The organism is Alterinioella sp. (genome assembly GCF_058343375.1).
Map to the genome: position 1 here is coordinate 21029 of NZ_JBTUJH010000016.1, position 15688 is coordinate 36716.

Here is a 15688-nt window from a genome sequence, read left to right on the forward strand (position 1 = left end):
TGCACAGCAATCCGATCCATCCCCGCAATCACCCGGCCTCGATTATATTCCTCGGCCCCGCCCCGCGCGCCCCGGCGACATCATCGGGATTATACAAAGCACAGCTTTTCAGGCTCAGGCAGCCGCAACCGATACAGCCATCCAGCCTGTCGCGCGTGCGTTCCAATTCCGCAATCCGCGCATCCAGGCGCTTGCGGAACATCCGGCTGATCTTTTCCCAGTCGGCCTTGGTTGGCGTTCGCCCCTCGGGCAGCTTCGCCATCTCACCCCTGATCTCGGCCAGCGAAAACCCAAGTTCCTGCGCGATCTTCACAAATGAAAGCCGCCGGATATCGGAACGCCGAAACTGCCGTTGCCCGGCCTCGGTGCGGATCGGATGGATCAGCCCTTCGGCCTCGTAATAGCGGATCGCCGATACCGCCAGGCCGGTGCGCTCGGAAATCCGGCCTATTGCCAGCATGTCGTTCGGACGGCGCATGAAAAACCCCTTGAGCTAAAGCCAACTTGAGGGGTTACACCACAGTCATGGCACCCGAATCAACCCGAAGGATACCGCGCATGGCCCAGGCCTTTCTCGAACATGTAAACGTCACTGTCAGTGACCCGCAGGCGACTGCAAAACTGCTCTGCGATCTCTTTGACTGGCGTATCCGGTGGCAAGGCGACGCGAAATCGGATGGCTATTCGATCCATGTCGGTGGCGATCATTCCTATATCGTGGTCTACAGCCGGGGCGGGGCCATCCCGGCCCCCAACAGCTACCTGACCCCCGGCGGGCTGAACCATATCGGCGTTGTCGTGGGCGATATTCAGGGGGTTGAGGCAAAGGTGAGGTCGGCCGGCTATGATCCCTACAGCTTTGGCGATTACGAGCCGGGGCATCGCTTCTATTTTCTCGGCCCGGACCAGATCGAGATCGAGGTGGTCAGCTACGCCTGAAATTCTGGCGCGGGGCAATTCCAATGATACCTTGCCCCTCAGGTGGGCCCGCACCATGAGCGGCCCGGCGAACAGGACACCGCCGTTTGTGGGCTATGGCCGCTTTCATCATACCTGTGCCTCGGGCCGACAGGGTGATTTTCCGGCCACTGGGTTTTCGCCGCGCAAGGCCAATCTCTCGATCTGCATCATGCCGGGATATGGTGCGTTCGCGGGCATTATGGCGCGCCTTGGCAAGCACAAGACCGGCCGGTCCTGCGTCTATGTCAACAAACTGGCGGATATCGACAGGGGCGTGTCGGGTAATTTGATCCACGCCGGGCTGCACGATCTGGCGACGCAGTGGCCGGTTGAACCATGCTGACGCGGGCCCGTCTTGGTTGGTGATCACTCCCACCAGCGGTCGATGGCGGCGATATCGGCGTCGGACCAGCCGACATGATGGGCGAATTCATGCACAAAGACATGCGCAATCAGCGCCGCAAGCGCGATGTTGCCCCGGTCGGCCCATTCTTCCAGAATCGGGCGCCGGAACAGCCAGATCACATCCGGGCCATGCGGCTGATCCATCACCGATTTTTCGGTCAGCGGGATGCCGTCATAGAGACCGGTCAGCGCATAGGGGCTGTCGATCTCAAGCGCGTCCAGCATGTCGTCATCGGCAAAATCCTCGACCCGCAGCACCACGCCAGCGGCCAGGTCCGCATAGGGTGCGGGCAAAGCGGCGCGGGCCGCATGGGCCATGGCCTCAAACGCAGGCAGGTCGGGCGGCAGGGCGTGGGTCCAATCTATCATTGCCCCAGTATGAGCGCAGAACGCTCAGCCCATCAACTGCCCGCTTTCCGGCACCCAGCCGAATCCATCCTCGCGCCGGTCAATAAACCCAAGCGCGGGAAATGGCATGTGGTAGCCGACGGCGGGGATACGGTCGGTTGCGATCATGTCCAGCACCCGGCGGCGGCTGGCGGCGGCGGCAGCCTTGTCCATGTCGAACCGCATCTCCCAATCGGGCCGGGCCAGCGACCAGACCGGATGATTGGCCAGATCGGCAAACAGCATCAGCCGCGCGCCGTCACTTTCCAGATGATACCCCATATGGCCGGGCGTATGGCCAAAGGCCGCAACCGAGGTGACGCCGCTGGCGACATCCTGCCCGGGTGCCAGGAATGTCATGCGGTCTGCCAGCGGGCGCACTTTACCATCGAAGCCGGAATTGCCGGCCCCGGCCCAATGATCATATTCCACCTGTCCCGTCACATAGGCCGCGTTGGGAAAGGTCGGCACCCCGGCATCGACCAGCCCGCCAATATGGTCGCCATGCATATGGGTGATCACCACTATGTCGATCTGGTCCGGCTGGTATCCGGCCCCGGCCAGGGCCCCGGTAATGCCACCGGCACCAAGGCCGGTATCGAACAGGATGACCTGCGCGCCGGTATTGACCACGACCGGCGTGAAGAAGAACCGGGCCTCGGTCGCGGGCAGAAAATTTTCTGCGCTGACGGCCGCAAATTCAGCGGCATCGACATTCTGGCCAAATATGCTCTGCGGGTCGGCCCGCACAGAGGTGCTTGCCAACAGTGTCGTGACCTCGAAACTGCCCAATATGATGCGCCGGTGCCGGGCAAAGAACGCGCCCAGCGGCGGGGCCTCTGCTATCGCCTTGGCGGCGAGGCCCGAAAGCGGCAGGGCGGCGGCGGTTGTGATCAGGCTGCGGCGGGTCAGGTCGGACATGCAAGGCTTCCTCTGCTTTGCCGGCCAGCCTACCGGGCCTGGCCCAACTTGTCGCTCAAATTGATGTGAGCCCGCGGCCCAACTGGACAAACCCTGCCGTCTGTGAAACAGGATCGGGCTGATTGATGAGGAGGGCCAGACCCCATGACCGTGACCCGCTTTGCCCCTTCGCCCACCGGGTATCTGCATGTCGGAAACCTGCGCACGGCGCTGTTCAACTATCTGATCTCAAGGAAAGCTGGCGGCAGGTTCATCCTGCGGCTGGATGATACCGACCCGGAGCGGTCAACGCCGGAATTTGCCGATGCGATCCAGCGCGATCTGGAATGGCTGGGGCTGGGCTGGGACCGGATCGAGCGGCAATCGGACCGATTGGACCGCTACGCCGCCGCCGCCGATACCCTGCGCGAAAATGGCCGCCTCTATGAGGCATTCGAGACCCCGGTGGAACTGGACCTCAAACGCAAGAAACAACTGAATATGCATCTGCCGCCGGTCTATGACCGGGCCGCGCTGAAGCTGAGCGAGGCCGAGAAGGACCGTTTGCGTGCCGAGCGCGGCCAGGGCGTCTGGCGGTTCTTGCTGAAACAGGAGCGGATCGAATGGCGTGATGGCATTCTGGGGGATCTGTCGATTGATGCGGCCAGCGTGTCGGACCCGGTGCTGATCCGTCAGGATGGGCAGGTGCTTTATACCATCGCCTCGGTGGTCGATGATACCGATATGGGCGTCACGCATGTGGTGCGCGGGTCAGATCACGTGACCAATACCGCAACCCAGATCCAGATCATGGAGGCGTTGGGCCACAGCGCGCCGAAATTCGCGCATCATTCGCTGCTGACCGGCCCGCAGGGCGAAGCGCTGTCAAAACGGCTTGGCACCTTGGCGCTGCGCGATCTGCGCGAGGCCGGGGTTGAGCCGATGGCGCTGCTGTCGCATATGGCGCGGCTGGGATCGTCGCAGCCGATCGCGCTTTGTTCGACGATGGATGAATTGGCCGATGGGTTCGACCTGACCCATTTCGGGGCCGCGCCGACCAAATTCGACAAGCAGGATCTTTATCCGATCACCGCGCGCTATCTGCATGGCTTGCCGCTGGAGGCGGTGGCCGATCAATTGGCCGATATCGGCGTGCCGGAGGATCTGGCCCCGACATTCTGGACCGTTGCCCGCGCCAATATCACCACGCGCCACGACATTGCGGGCTGGTGGGAGCTGTTCCGCGATGGGGCCACGCCGCTGGTGGCCGATGAGGATCGGGAGTTTGTGGCGCAGGCCTTTGCCCTGCTGCCCGAGCCGCCCTATGGCGAAACCACCTGGAAAGACTGGACCGACGCCGTGAAAGAGGCGACCGGCCGCAAGGGCAGGGGCCTGTTCATGCCGCTGCGCAAGGCGGTGACAGGGCTGGAACGCGGGCCGGAAATGTCAGATGTGATGCAGCTTTTGCAGAAAAAGCCGGTGCTCTGACCAGCCGGAGTCTTGGCGGGTCTTTGCTTGCATTCTGCGGTCGCTGTGCAATCGGAATCCTTCTGTGCCCAATCGCACATGAACGCCCAAGACAGAGCAGAAGTGTTCTGATACGCAAAGTGGATGAACCAACAGGCAAAGTTTCTGCAAGGTAGCCTCATTGGGCATATCACAACGATGTCGCTGACTGCCTCGCTTGGGCTGATGGCGATATTTCTGGTCGATTTCGTCGACATGATCTTCATCTCGATGCTGGGCAAGGCGGAACTGGCGGCGGCGGTGGGATATGCCGGCGCGATCCTGTTTTTCACCTCATCTTTTGGCATTGGCATGTCGATTGCGGCGGGCGCTTTGGTGGCGCGGGCCCTGGGCGAAGGCGATCGGGCCCTGGCGCAACGCCGGGCCACGACCTCGCTGCTTTACGGCGTCATTTTCGGGTCGCTGTTTGCGCTGGCGGTCTGGTTGTCGCTGGAGCCATTGGCGCGGCTGATGGGGGCAAGTGGCGAGACGCTGGACCTGGCGGTTGGCTATCTGCGCATCATTGTCCCGAGCCTGCCCATCTTGCTGGTCGGCATGGTCGGCAGCGCCATTCTGCGCGCCCATGGGGCGGCACGGCGCGCGATGATGGTGACGATCACCGGCGGGATCGTGAACGCCGTGCTGGACCCCATTCTGATTTTCGGGCTGGATCTGGAACTGACCGGCGCGGCGCTGGCCTCGGTCGCGGCACGGATTTCCATTGGCGTTGCGGCGCTGATCCCGATTATTCGACATTATGGCGGGCTGACGCGCCCGACGCCTTTGCAGTTACGGGCCGATTTTCCGGCCATTATCGGGCTGGCCCTGCCTGCGATTCTGACACAGTTGGCCACGCCCATCGGGCAGGCCTATGTGACCCGGTCCATGGCCGCATATGGCGAGGAAGCGGTGGCGGGCATGGCAATTGTCGGCCGTCTGATCCCGGTGGCCTTTGGCGTGATCTTTGCGTTGTCAGGCGCGATCGGGCCAATCATCGGGCAAAATTTCGGGGCCGGGAACATGGCCCGCGTGCGGGGCGCTTTCCGCGACGGGCTGATCTTTACCGCCGGTGTGGTTGTGCTGATCTCACTGGTGTTGTTCGCGCTGCGCGGGCCGATTGCGGCCTTGTTTCAGGCCGAGGGCATTGCGCGCGATCTGATCTACCTTTTCTGCGGCCCGCTGGCGCTGGCGTGGTTTTTCAACGGGATGCTGTTCGTGTCGAATGCCAGTTTCAACAATCTGGGGCATCCATTCACGTCGACCTGGATGAACTGGGGGCGGCACACGCTTGGCACCATTCCGTTTGTCATCGTCTTTTCATGGTGGTTCGGGGCGGCGGGTGTGTTGATCGGGCAGGCGGTGGGCGGGGTGATCTTCGGGCTTTTGTCAGCGGTGCTGGCGTTGCGCCTGATGGCGCGCGCCGATCTGCCCGGCGGCCCGCCGCAGCCCTTCCAGCGGCAGGCCCGGATGTTGCAGCTTTTCAATTTCCGGCGCTGAGGGTCAGGCGGGCCGTTCCGAGGCGGGTTCCGCTGCCGGGCGGTTGGTGCGGATATCCTCAACCAATGCGGCGTCTGTGAAGACCCGCGCCCGGCCCGCAAGGGCTCGGTCGACAAAGCCCATCTCCTCGACCGTCAGGCTTTGGTGGCGCGGATAGATCGGTGTGGCACGATCGTCCAGAACAGCGACATTCCAGCCATGTGTGGTGGCGAAAAACCGGTCGGCCCCGGCGGGCCCGAATTCCCGCAGATAGCCCTGCACCACGACATCGACATAGCTGAGCAGGATCGGGTGATCGCCGCTTGGGTCGGCGTCATGTTCGGCCCGTGTGCGGTAGATCTGAATGTCGGACAGCGGCGGGTGATCATGGCGGATCTCTGCCACTGCGATGCGCTGATAGGCCCATTCGCGTTCATCGAGCGCGGCCCAATCGGCCCCCGGAACCGCCGCGATCAACCCGTCGATTTCTTCGCCATGGGCCTCAATGGCCGTCAGGAAGGCCACTTTGCGCAGGCTGGTCTTTTTCCACATCCGCGCCCAACCGCGCACAGTGGCGCGCGCCATATGCGGAAAGTCATGCGTGGCGCGGTTGACCAGGCTGCCATATCCGAAAAAGAACGGGTCTTTCATGGGCTCTGAAATGCCCGCGCATTGCGCCTGATGCAAGCCCTTGCCGAACCCAGAAAGGCTGCTATCTTGCGCCTCGTTCACTCAGGGAGAATCGGCGCTTGCGCCGGTGCCGAAGGAGCAACCGCCCCGGTAAACTCTCAGGCATCAGGACCTGATGGACATTGACGATACTCTGGAGAGTGGTGCCACATGCACCCGCCGAAGGGATAACGATCTCAGGCTGAAGGACAGAGGGGGCATCGGGATGCGCGCGGTTTCGCGCAGGAAATCGATGCCGGGACGACACCCCGGTGAACCATGATCGGGGGGACGTATGAGCGACCTGAAACAATTGCCCTTACACAATCTGCACGTCGAACTGGGCGGTAAATTCGTGCCATTCGCGGGCTATGAGATGGCGGTGCAATATCCGGCCGGGGTCATGGCCGAACATCTGCATACGCGCGAAAAGGCCGGGCTGTTCGATGTCAGCCATATGGGCCAGGTGCTGTTGCCGCTGGGTGCCGATGTGGCGCTGGAAGGGCTGGTGCCGGTCGATGTGCAGGGGCTGAAACCGGGGCGGCAGCGCTATGGGCTGTTCACGGCTGAAAATGGCGGTGTGCTGGATGATCTGATGATTGCGCGGCGCGCGGAGGATCTGTTTCTGGTCGTCAATGCCGCGCGCAAGGAACATGATATCGCGCATTTGGCGGGTCATATTGACGGCGTCACGGAAGTGACCGACCGCGCATTGCTGGCCTTGCAGGGGCCATTGGCCGAAACCGCGCTGGCGCGCCTGGTGCCGGATGTGGCGGCGATGAAATTCATGGATGTGATGCAGATCGGCTGGGGCGGCGCAGAGCTGTGGATCAGCCGGTCGGGCTATACCGGGGAAGACGGCTTTGAAATATCGCTGCCCGCCGCTGTCGCCGATGGTTTCGCGCGCGCCCTGCTGGAGATGGACGAGGTGGCACCCATCGGGCTTGGGGCCCGCGACAGCCTGCGGCTTGAGGCCGGGATGCCGCTTTACGGTCAGGATCTGGACGTGGATATTTCCCCGATCGAGGCCAGCATGGCCTGGGCCATCAACAAGGTGCGCCGCGTCGGTGGTGCCCGGGAAGGCGGCTTTCCGGGGGCGGCAAGGATCCTGTCCGAGATGACCGATGGCGCGCCGCGTCGCCGCGTCGGCCTGCGCCCCGAAGGGCGGGCGCCGATGCGTGCGGGCGTGGCCTTGTTTGCCAGCGCAGAGGGCGGCAGCCAGATTGGCATGGTGACCTCTGGCGGTTTTGGCCCCTCGGTCGGCGCGCCCATTGCGATGGGGTTGATCGATAATTCCGTTCCGGCCGATGCGGCCCTGTATGGCGAACTGCGCGGCAAACGGCTGCGGGTTGCACAGGCCGACCTGCCGTTCCACAAACCTGATTACAAACGCTGAACATCACCAAATTGGGAGACCTGAAAATGAAATTCACCGAAGAACATGAATGGCTGCGCGTCGAGGGCGATCTGGTCGTGGTTGGCATCACCGATCATGCCGCCACCCAACTGGGCGATGTGGTGTTTATCGAACTGCCCGAGGCCGGCGATGTCGTGGTCAAGGATGATGACATCGTGGTCATTGAATCGGTCAAGGCCGCGTCTGATGTCATGGCCCCGCTGGATGGTGAGATCGTCGAGGTCAATGACGCGCTTGTCGATAATCCGGGCATGGTCAATGAACATGCGATGGATGATGCCTGGTTCTTCAAGATGCGCCCCACGGATATCGCGCAGATGGATGAATATATGGACGAGGCCGCCTATAAGCAGATGATCGGCTAGCGGTTCACCCTGCCGACCGATCTGTCGCTGTTTCTGACCGGCGTAAAAACCGGCCCTTGCGGCACCGGGGGATGGCCCGTCAGACCGGCGCATCACACGATACCCCGCGTGGCAACCTGGACAAGGTGCCACGCCACGCAATCAATTCTGACCGAGCGGAGCATGCCATGCCCTTCACCCCCACCGACTATGAGCCCCATGATTTTGCCAACCGCCGCCATATCGGCCCGTCGCCATCCGAGATGGAGGAAATGCTGGCGGTTCTGGGGGTGGAAAGCCTAGATGAGCTGATCGAACAGACCGTGCCTGCCGATCTGCGCCAGGCCGCGCCGCTGGATACCGGCGATGCGATGTCAGAGCGGGAATTGCTGTGGTATATGCGTCAGGTCGCCAAAAAGAACATTCCCTTCACCACGATGATCGGTCAGGGGTTCTATGGCACCGTCTGCCCGCCGGCCATTCAGCGCAACATCCTTGAAAACCCGGCCTGGTATACCGCCTACACGCCCTATCAGCCCGAGATCAGCCAGGGACGGCTGGAAGCGCTGCTGAATTTTCAGACCATGGTGACCGATCTGACCGGTCTGGACATCGCCAATGCGTCGCTGCTGGATGAGGCGACGGCAGCGGCGGAAGCCATGACCATGGCCGAGCGGGTCTCGAAATCGAAGGCAAAGGGGTTCTTTGTCGATGAGAATTGTCACCCGCAGAACATCGCCGTGATGCGGACGCGGGCGGCCCCGTTGGGTATCGAGGTGATTGTCGGCAACCCCGATGATCTGGACGCAACGACGGTGTTCGGCGCGATTTTCCAATATCCCGGCACCTATGGCCATCTGCGTGATTTCACCGATCTGATCGAAAAGCTGCACGCTACCAAGGCCATTGCCATCATGATCGCGGATCCTCTGGCGCTGACCGTGCTGAAAGAGCCCGGCGCGATGGGGGCCGATATCGCCGTGGGGTCGACGCAACGCTTTGGCGTTCCGATGGGCTTTGGCGGCCCGGCTGCGGCCTATATGGCCTGTCGTGATGCCTATAAGCGCAACATGCCGGGCCGCATTGTCGGCGTGTCGGTGGATGCCCAGGGTGGCAAAGCCTACCGGCTGTCGCTGCAGACCCGCGAACAGCATATCCGGCGCGAAAAGGCCACATCGAACGTGTGCACCGCGCAGGCGCTGCTGGCCAATATGGCGTCCTTTTATGCGGTGTTCCATGGCCCCGAAGGGCTGAAGGCCATCGCGCAACGCATGCATTTCAAGACCGCCCGCGTCGCGCGCAAGCTGCAAGCGGCGGGGTTCCGCGTTGAGCCGGAGCATTATTTCGACACGCTGACCGTCGATGTCGGCGCGCTTCAGGGGATCGTGCTGAAGGCCGCGCGGTCCGAACGGATAAACCTGCGCAAGGTGGGCAGGACCAAGGTGGGTCTCAGCCTGGATGAAACCACACGGGCCGACACGCTGAACCGGTTGTTGCGCGCCTTTGGCATTGCCGACGGTCCCGATGATGAGCGGGTGGATTTTCAGGTGCCGGACGGGTTGTTGCGCGAAAGCGACTATCTGACCCACCCGATCTTTCACCTGAACCGGGCCGAAACCGAGATGATGCGCTATATGCGGCGTCTGGCGGATCGTGATCTGGCACTTGACCGGGCCATGATCCCGCTGGGTTCCTGCACCATGAAGCTGAATGCCGCCGCCGAGATGATGCCGATCACCTGGCCGGAATTTGCCAATATGCACCCTTTTGCCCCTGCGGAACAGACCCAGGGCTTTGCCGATATGGCGACCGATCTGAGCAAGAAACTGTGTGAAATCACCGGCTATGACGCGATGAGCCTGCAACCCAATTCCGGGGCTCAGGGCGAATATGCCGGGCTGCTGGCCATTCAGGCCTATCACCGGTCCAATGGCGAAGGGCACCGCAATATCTGCCTCATTCCGGTGTCGGCGCATGGCACCAACCCGGCTTCGGCGCAGATGGTGGGGCTGAAGGTCGTGGTGGTGAAATCGGCGGAAAACGGCGATATCGACGTGGAGGATTTCCGCGCCAAGGCCGAAGCGGCGGGCGAAAATCTGGCGGCCTGCATGATCACCTACCCCTCGACCCATGGCGTGTTCTAGGAAACCGTGAGCGACATTTGCCGGATCACGCATGATCTTGGCGGTCAGGTCTATATCGACGGGGCCAACATGAACGCCATGGTGGGGCTGGTGCGCCCCGGCGATATCGGCGGCGATGTCAGCCACCTGAACCTGCACAAGACATTCTGCATCCCGCATGGCGGCGGCGGCCCCGGCATGGGCCCGATCGGTGTGAAGGCGCATCTTGAACCGCATCTGCCGGGGCATCCCGAAACCGGCGGCACCGAGGGCCCGGTCAGCGGTGCGCCTCTGGGGTCGGCCTCGATCCTGCCAATCTCCTGGGCCTATATCCTGCTGATGGGCGGCGAGGGGCTGACGCAGGCGACCAAGGTGGCGATCCTGAATGCCAACTATATCGCCAAGCGGCTGGAAGGGGCCTATGACGTCCATTTCAAGGGCAGGCAGGGCCGTATCGCGCATGAATGCATTCTCGATACACGGCCCTTTGAGGACAGCGCCAATGTGACCGTCGACGACATCGCCAAACGGCTGATCGACAACGGGTTCCACGCACCGACAATGAGCTGGCCGGTGGCGGGCACGTTGATGGTGGAACCCACCGAATCCGAGACCAAGGCCGAGCTTGACCGCTTCATCACCGCGATGTTGGCCATCCGCGCGGAAATAGGCGCGATCGAAAGCGGTGAGATGGATGCCGAGAACAACCCGCTGAAACATGCGCCGCATACCGTGTCGGCGTTGATCGGCGATTGGGACCGGCCCTATAGCCGCGAACAGGGATGTTTCCCGCCGGCCTCGTTCCGGGTCGACAAATACTGGCCGCCGGTGGGCCGCGTCGACAATGCCTATGGCGACCGGCATCTGGTCTGCACCTGCCCGCCGCTGGAGGAGTATCTGGACGCGGCCGAATAATCTGGGCCGGGGGGCTGGTTATTGCCAGCCCCCCGGCTTCACCGCCCCGCGAAGCGCGCGCGCAATTCCGACAGGGTGTATTGCTTGTTCACCTGTCCGCGCGCGTCCATTTGGGAATTGGGATCAGACGGCAGGCAATCCGCGCCGCAATACTGGTGGATCTCGCCGGTTTGCCCGTTGATATACCAAAGCCGCCCGCCCGGTGTGGCCAGCCAGCCATCGATGCCCCGGGACATGTCGCCCTCAACGTCGATCAGTGATGGCACTTCGTTATCATAGCCCTGCGCCCAGGCCGCATGGGTGTGCCAGGATGACACCACTTCATAACCTGAAGGTGTTGGCATCATGCCGCAGGAATCCGGGCCGCCCCAACTGGCCTTGCTGACCTCGAGCCGCCCTGCCGGGTTGCGCAGGATATGGCCACAAACCTCTCGGTCATAGGCGATGGATTGCGCGTTCATGACGCGAAACATGGCCTGAACCAGCGCCGCCTCCGGCTCCGATTGTGCGGTTGCGGCGGATGGGATGAAAAATGCCATGCAGACGGCAAGAACCAAGCGCATATAGGGTCTCCAAATTCTTCAATCTGCCCAAAAGATAGGGTGGTTTCGGGCATGAGGCCAGTCTTGTCTTCCGCCCGGGCGGGCGTCATGGTCGGTGAAATACGCAAAGGATGCAAAATGTGTGAAGATCCCGGCCCCCAGGGTGCCTTGACCCTGCGCACCATCGCAATGCCCTCCGATGTCAATGTAAACGGCGACATTTTCGGCGGCTGGGTGCTGAGCCAGATGGATATCGCCGCCGGCATCCTGTCGCGGGAACGCTCGCGCGGGCGGTCGGCCACGATTGCGGTGGATGCAATGAAATTCATCCGGCCGGTCGGTGTGGGCGACGTGCTCTGCGTCTATACGGCGCTCAAACGGGTCGGGCGCACATCCATGGCGATCGATGTCGAGGCCTGGGTGAACCGGGGTGTCATCGGTGCGCGCGAGAAGGTGACAGAGGCGATTTTCACCTTTGTGGCGATAGATGAAAACGGCAAGCCGCGCCCGGTGCCTGACCTCGGTTAAACGCATCCCGCCCAATGAAAAACAGGACATGCCCGGGCGGGGCGTGTCCTGTTCTTCGGGCAGCGGCGACGGGAGGGTCAGATCATCGCCCAATCGGTAAAGCGCACCGGGGCCTGGGGCTGACGGACGGGTGCCTCGGCACTGCCGCGGCGCGGAGAGGGGCCTGGGCGGAAGCTGGCGGGTTCGGGGCGCATCGTCTGTCCTTTCATGGCCTTGTGGGCGGTTACATCTATGGGTCGTGCGGCCCGGCTTGCGGGTTCAATTCTTTCTGCTTCGGGTAGCATCAATATAGGGCACCCGCGCATCGATGCGCGCGATGTTTCAGCCATTTGGCGCTTATGTGAGAGCCGGTGAGGTGCCCGAGCGCGGCGTTGCGCGGATGGTTTTGCTAACGGAAGATCGGCAGGTCAGGCGGATTTCGGGCTGTGCTGAACCACAAAGGCCTCGATCTCGGCCTTGGGGCGTGCGCCGGACAGGCGGGCAACCTCGCGGCCCTTGTGGAACAGGATCAGGAGCGGGATGCCGCGGATGCCGAATTTCTGACTGACCGCGGGGTAATCCTGCGTGTCGATCTTGGCAAAGCGCGCCTTGGGGCTGAGCGACATGGCGGCCTGTTGAAACTGCGGCGCCATCATCTTGCAGGGGCCGCACCAGGGGGCCCAGAAATCCACCAGAAGCGGCACCTGGTCGGATTTGATCGCCTTGGCGAGGGTCTTCGGGTCCAGCGCGCGCACCTTGCCGTCGGTCAGCTTGGCCCCGCAGACGCCGCATTTCGGCCCGGCCGAGAGCTTGTCGGTTGGTATCCGGTTGAGGGCGGCGCAGTCCAGGCAAGTGAGGGTGAGGGGCATGGGAGCGTTCCTGAGTGGTTGACTGCGTCAATAGATGGGGGAACGGCATGGGGTGTGCAAGGGGGGTGTTGTTGCGCCCGGAATCAAGCGGGGAGCGCGCCTGTCGGCAACACATCGCAAGCGATATGTGAGAGGCCGTTCCGGCGGGCTGGCGCTTTGGTGAGGTAAGCGCTGCGATCAGAGGGCGGATATAGGCGGTGAGATAAAGCGCTCCGAACAGACGTTTGCAGCGCCACCCCACGGGCAGGCACCCGCCCGCCTCATGGGTTTAGCGGACAAACTTCTTATGCTTCAGCCGTTTTGGTTCCAGCGCATCGGCCCCCAAGCGGCGTTTCTTGTCTTCCTCGTAATCCTCAAAGTTGCCCTCGAACCATTCCACCTTCGCCTCACCCTCAAAGGCCAGGATATGGGTGCAGATGCGGTCGAGGAAGAAGCGGTCGTGCGAAATAACCACGGCGCAGCCGGCGAAATCGACCAGGGCGTCTTCCAATGCGCGCAGGGTTTCCACATCCAGATCATTGGTCGGCTCATCCAGCAGCAGCACATTGCCGCCCTCTTTCAGCAGCTTCGCCATATGGACCCGGTTGCGTTCGCCGCCTGACAATTGCCCGACCTTCTTTTGCTGATCGCCGCCCTTGAAGTTGAACGAGGAACAATAGGCGCGGGAATTGACGGTGGCGTCGCCCAGCTCGATGATCTCGGCCCCGCCCGAGATTTCCTCCCAGACCGTGGCATTGGCGTCCAGGGCATCGCGGGACTGGTCGACATAGCTCAAATCGACCGTATCGCCATATTCGATGGAACCGCTATCGGGCTGTTCCTGTCCGGTCAGCATCCGGAACAGGGTCGATTTGCCGGCCCCGTTGGGGCCGATCACGCCGACAATGCCACCGGGCGGCAGTGCGAAACTCAGGCCTTCGATCAGTTGCTTGTCGCCGTAATGTTTGGCTAGGTTTTCAACCTCGATCACCTTGCCACCAAGGCGCGGGCCGTTGGGGATGACGATCTGGGCGCGGGACAGTTTTTCGCGTTCCGATTGCGCGGCCAGATCATTATAGGCATTGATCCGGGCCTTGGATTTGGCCTGCCGGGCCTTTGCCCCCTGCCGCATCCATTCCAGCTCGCGCTCCAGCGTTTTCTGCTTGGATTTATCCTCGCGCGCCTCCTGCGACAGGCGTTTGGCCTTCTGCTCCAGCCAGGCCGAGTAGTTGCCCTCGTAGGGGATGCCGCGGCCGCGGTCCAGTTCGAGGATCCAGCTGGTGATGTCATCAAGGAAATACCGATCATGGGTGACAATCAGGATCGTGCCCTTGTAATCCATCAGGTGCTGTTGCAGCCAGGCGATGGTTTCGGCATCCAGGTGGTTGGTGGGTTCGTCGAGCAGCAGCATGTCGGGTGCCTCCAACAACAGTTTGCACAGCGCAACGCGGCGGGCTTCGCCACCTGAGAGGCTTTCCGGCATCGCATCATCGGGCGGGCAACGAAGTGCCTCCAGCGCCACGTCGATCTGACTGTCGAGATCCCACAGGTTTTCGGCGTCGATCTGGTCCTGCAATTGCGCCATTTCATCGGCGGTCTCATCGCTGTAATTCATCGCCAGTTCGTTGAACCGGTCCAGCTTGGCCTGCTTTTCGGCCACCCCGAGCATGACGTTGTCCCGGACGTTCAGCGTCGCGTCGAGGTTCGGCTCCTGCGGCAGATAGCCGACCTTGGCCCCCTTGGCGGCCCAGGCTTCGCCGGTGAAATCCTTGTCCAGACCGGCCATGATCTTCATCAGTGTCGATTTGCCCGAACCGTTCACGCCGACGACGCCGATCTTCACGCCGGGCAGGAAGGAAAGGCGGATATTTTCAAAGCATTTCTTGCCACCTGGATAGGTCTTTGAGACGCCATCCATGTGGTAGACATATTGGTAAGCAGCCATTGCGCGTATCCTCTGGGCAAGCCGAATTTCGGGCCTTGATAGCCGGGATGCCGGGCCGGGGCAATTGGGCGGCGGCGGTGTGGCGGCCCAGGTGCAGCAATGCCTTGGCGACACCAGAACGGAGCTTGAACAGATCGGTCCTGACCCCGGGGGCGATGCCCTCGGGCGCTCGGAATGAACAGGAGGCAGTCGGGAAAATACCAAAAAATAGTATTGCTGTTCAGATACTTGCGGAGCTGTCCATGGGGTTCATGAGAAAGGTTGAAAATCTCGCGACGGAAAGAGGCCGCTGCCGCGTGTTACCTCGTGTTGGTGCCTGTTGCTCAGGCATGTTTTTAAAATACTTAAGGAAACACGATTATGAAACGTTCCATCTTTGCTTTCGCCACTGTTGCTTTCACCGCTCTGGCCGTGGTTCCGGCCTCGGCCCAGACATTCCTCGGTGCCCGTATCGTCGCCGACAATACCGAGACCGACGTGATCAACGTGCCCGGCAACGACCTGTTCCGGTCGGTGCAGTTCTGCGTCGCCAACCGCGCCGTGCATTTTACCGATGTCGATGTGCGCTTTGCCAATGGCGGCAGTCAGGATCTGCCGGTGCGGGCGCTGATCGGCCCCGGCGGCTGCACCAACTGGTTGGATCTGCGTGGCCCGGTCCGCAATATCGACCAGATTGTTTTGCGCTATGACACGCTGATCAATGCAGGCCCACAAGCGATCGTCATCGCGCGGGGCCGGTAAGCG

Annotated in this window: 15 protein-coding genes, 1 pseudogene and 1 riboswitch; of the genes and pseudogenes, 9 read left to right on the plus strand and 7 right to left on the minus strand. The window is 62.0% G+C overall.

Annotation, left to right across the window (positions count from 1 at the left end):
- Window positions 1-28: 28 nt before the first annotated feature.
- A complete protein-coding gene (soxR, locus tag ACW8PS_RS02795) occupies window positions 29-478 on the minus strand; it encodes a redox-sensitive transcriptional activator SoxR (RefSeq protein WP_491525742.1) in 450 nt (149 codons plus the stop codon).
- Window positions 479-558: 80 nt separating this feature from the next.
- Between soxR and ACW8PS_RS02800 the strand changes: the two genes are divergently transcribed.
- The gene (locus tag ACW8PS_RS02800) at window positions 559-939 is read left to right on the plus strand and encodes a VOC family protein (RefSeq protein ID WP_491525743.1); all 381 of its coding nucleotides are present in this window, start codon (window positions 559-561) and stop codon (window positions 937-939) included.
- A gap of 55 nt (window positions 940-994) precedes the next feature.
- Entirely contained in the window at window positions 995-1303 is a 309-nt protein-coding gene (locus tag ACW8PS_RS02805) for a hypothetical protein (protein WP_491525744.1), read from the plus strand.
- Between the two features lie 23 nt (window positions 1304-1326).
- On the opposite strand, the gene ACW8PS_RS02810 is transcribed toward ACW8PS_RS02805, so the two are convergent.
- Window positions 1327-1734 (minus strand): metallopeptidase family protein, encoded by a 408-nt coding sequence (locus ACW8PS_RS02810; protein WP_491525745.1) that lies wholly within the window; start codon window positions 1732-1734, stop codon window positions 1327-1329.
- Between the two features lie 24 nt (window positions 1735-1758).
- Window positions 1759-2673, minus strand: coding sequence for an MBL fold metallo-hydrolase (locus ACW8PS_RS02815; RefSeq protein ID WP_491525746.1), 915 nt, complete (start codon window positions 2671-2673; stop codon window positions 1759-1761).
- Window positions 2674-2817: 144 nt separating this feature from the next.
- On the opposite strand from ACW8PS_RS02815, the gene gltX reads away from it, so the two are divergent.
- Window positions 2818-4140 carry a glutamate--tRNA ligase gene (gltX, locus tag ACW8PS_RS02820; protein ID WP_491525747.1) on the plus strand — a complete coding sequence of 441 codons (1323 nt, stop codon included), beginning with the start codon at window positions 2818-2820 and terminating at the stop codon, window positions 4138-4140.
- 123 nt (window positions 4141-4263) lie between these two features.
- The gene (locus ACW8PS_RS02825) at window positions 4264-5655 is read left to right on the plus strand and encodes an MATE family efflux transporter (RefSeq protein WP_491525748.1); all 1392 of its coding nucleotides are present in this window, start codon (window positions 4264-4266) and stop codon (window positions 5653-5655) included.
- Between the two features lie 3 nt (window positions 5656-5658).
- Here the strand turns inward: ACW8PS_RS02825 and ACW8PS_RS02830 are convergent, their stop codons facing one another.
- Window positions 5659-6285, minus strand: coding sequence for a gamma-glutamylcyclotransferase family protein (locus tag ACW8PS_RS02830; RefSeq protein ID WP_491525749.1), 627 nt, complete (start codon window positions 6283-6285; stop codon window positions 5659-5661).
- Between the two features lie 73 nt (window positions 6286-6358).
- Window positions 6359-6448: riboswitch (glycine riboswitch) on the plus strand.
- Between the two features lie 150 nt (window positions 6449-6598).
- Here ACW8PS_RS02830 and gcvT point away from each other — a divergent pair.
- The 3 genes and pseudogenes from gcvT to gcvP all read left to right on the plus strand — a co-directional run bounded on the left by gcvT (window position 6599) and on the right by gcvP (window position 11102).
- Window positions 6599-7699 (plus strand): glycine cleavage system aminomethyltransferase GcvT, encoded by a 1101-nt coding sequence (gcvT, locus tag ACW8PS_RS02835; protein ID WP_491525750.1) that lies wholly within the window; start codon window positions 6599-6601, stop codon window positions 7697-7699.
- Window positions 7700-7725: 26 nt separating this feature from the next.
- Entirely contained in the window at window positions 7726-8085 is a 360-nt protein-coding gene (gcvH, locus tag ACW8PS_RS02840; protein ID WP_491525751.1) for a glycine cleavage system protein GcvH, read from the plus strand.
- A gap of 167 nt (window positions 8086-8252) precedes the next feature.
- Window positions 8253-11102: pseudogene (gcvP, locus tag ACW8PS_RS02845) on the plus strand (aminomethyl-transferring glycine dehydrogenase).
- A gap of 38 nt (window positions 11103-11140) precedes the next feature.
- On the opposite strand, the gene ACW8PS_RS02850 reads toward gcvP, so the two are convergent.
- Complete coding sequence (locus ACW8PS_RS02850; protein WP_491525752.1) at window positions 11141-11665, minus strand: DUF4329 domain-containing protein; 525 nt, start codon at window positions 11663-11665, stop codon at window positions 11141-11143.
- A gap of 117 nt (window positions 11666-11782) precedes the next feature.
- Between ACW8PS_RS02850 and ACW8PS_RS02855 the strand changes: the two genes are divergently transcribed.
- On the plus strand, window positions 11783-12172 hold the full coding sequence (locus ACW8PS_RS02855; protein WP_491525753.1) for an acyl-CoA thioesterase: 390 nt from the start codon (window positions 11783-11785) through the stop codon (window positions 12170-12172).
- Window positions 12173-12579: 407 nt separating this feature from the next.
- Here the strand turns inward: ACW8PS_RS02855 and trxC are convergent, their stop codons facing one another.
- Together trxC and ettA are read right to left on the minus strand one after the other, a co-directional pair.
- The gene (gene trxC, locus ACW8PS_RS02860) at window positions 12580-13020 is read right to left on the minus strand and encodes a thioredoxin TrxC (RefSeq protein ID WP_491525754.1); all 441 of its coding nucleotides are present in this window, start codon (window positions 13018-13020) and stop codon (window positions 12580-12582) included.
- Between the two features lie 268 nt (window positions 13021-13288).
- Window positions 13289-14944, minus strand: coding sequence for an energy-dependent translational throttle protein EttA (ettA, locus tag ACW8PS_RS02865; RefSeq protein WP_491525755.1), 1656 nt, complete (start codon window positions 14942-14944; stop codon window positions 13289-13291).
- Between the two features lie 360 nt (window positions 14945-15304).
- Between ettA and ACW8PS_RS02870 the strand changes: the two genes are divergently transcribed.
- The gene (locus ACW8PS_RS02870) at window positions 15305-15685 is read left to right on the plus strand and encodes a DUF2541 family protein (protein ID WP_491525756.1); all 381 of its coding nucleotides are present in this window, start codon (window positions 15305-15307) and stop codon (window positions 15683-15685) included.
- Window positions 15686-15688 lie beyond the last annotated feature (3 nt).

Excerpts from the sequence above, each read along its gene's own strand:
- soxR (WP_491525742.1), bottom strand. The coding sequence starts at position 478 with ATGCGCCGTCCGAACGACATGCTGGCAATAGGCCGGATTTCCGAGCGC.
- ACW8PS_RS02800 (WP_491525743.1), top strand. The coding sequence starts at position 559 with ATGGCCCAGGCCTTTCTCGAACATGTAAACGTCACTGTCAGTGACCCG.
- ACW8PS_RS02805 (WP_491525744.1), top strand. The coding sequence starts at position 995 with ATGAGCGGCCCGGCGAACAGGACACCGCCGTTTGTGGGCTATGGCCGC.
- ACW8PS_RS02810 (WP_491525745.1), bottom strand. The coding sequence starts at position 1,734 with ATGATAGATTGGACCCACGCCCTGCCGCCCGACCTGCCTGCGTTTGAG.
- ACW8PS_RS02815 (WP_491525746.1), bottom strand. The coding sequence starts at position 2,673 with ATGTCCGACCTGACCCGCCGCAGCCTGATCACAACCGCCGCCGCCCTG.
- gltX (WP_491525747.1), top strand. The coding sequence starts at position 2,818 with ATGACCGTGACCCGCTTTGCCCCTTCGCCCACCGGGTATCTGCATGTC.
- ACW8PS_RS02825 (WP_491525748.1), top strand. The coding sequence starts at position 4,264 with ATGAACCAACAGGCAAAGTTTCTGCAAGGTAGCCTCATTGGGCATATC.
- ACW8PS_RS02830 (WP_491525749.1), bottom strand. The coding sequence starts at position 6,285 with ATGAAAGACCCGTTCTTTTTCGGATATGGCAGCCTGGTCAACCGCGCC.
- gcvT (WP_491525750.1), top strand. The coding sequence starts at position 6,599 with ATGAGCGACCTGAAACAATTGCCCTTACACAATCTGCACGTCGAACTG.
- gcvH (WP_491525751.1), top strand. The coding sequence starts at position 7,726 with ATGAAATTCACCGAAGAACATGAATGGCTGCGCGTCGAGGGCGATCTG.
- ACW8PS_RS02850 (WP_491525752.1), bottom strand. The coding sequence starts at position 11,665 with ATGCGCTTGGTTCTTGCCGTCTGCATGGCATTTTTCATCCCATCCGCC.
- ACW8PS_RS02855 (WP_491525753.1), top strand. The coding sequence starts at position 11,783 with ATGTGTGAAGATCCCGGCCCCCAGGGTGCCTTGACCCTGCGCACCATC.
- trxC (WP_491525754.1), bottom strand. The coding sequence starts at position 13,020 with ATGCCCCTCACCCTCACTTGCCTGGACTGCGCCGCCCTCAACCGGATA.
- ettA (WP_491525755.1), bottom strand. The coding sequence starts at position 14,944 with ATGGCTGCTTACCAATATGTCTACCACATGGATGGCGTCTCAAAGACC.
- ACW8PS_RS02870 (WP_491525756.1), top strand. The coding sequence starts at position 15,305 with ATGAAACGTTCCATCTTTGCTTTCGCCACTGTTGCTTTCACCGCTCTG.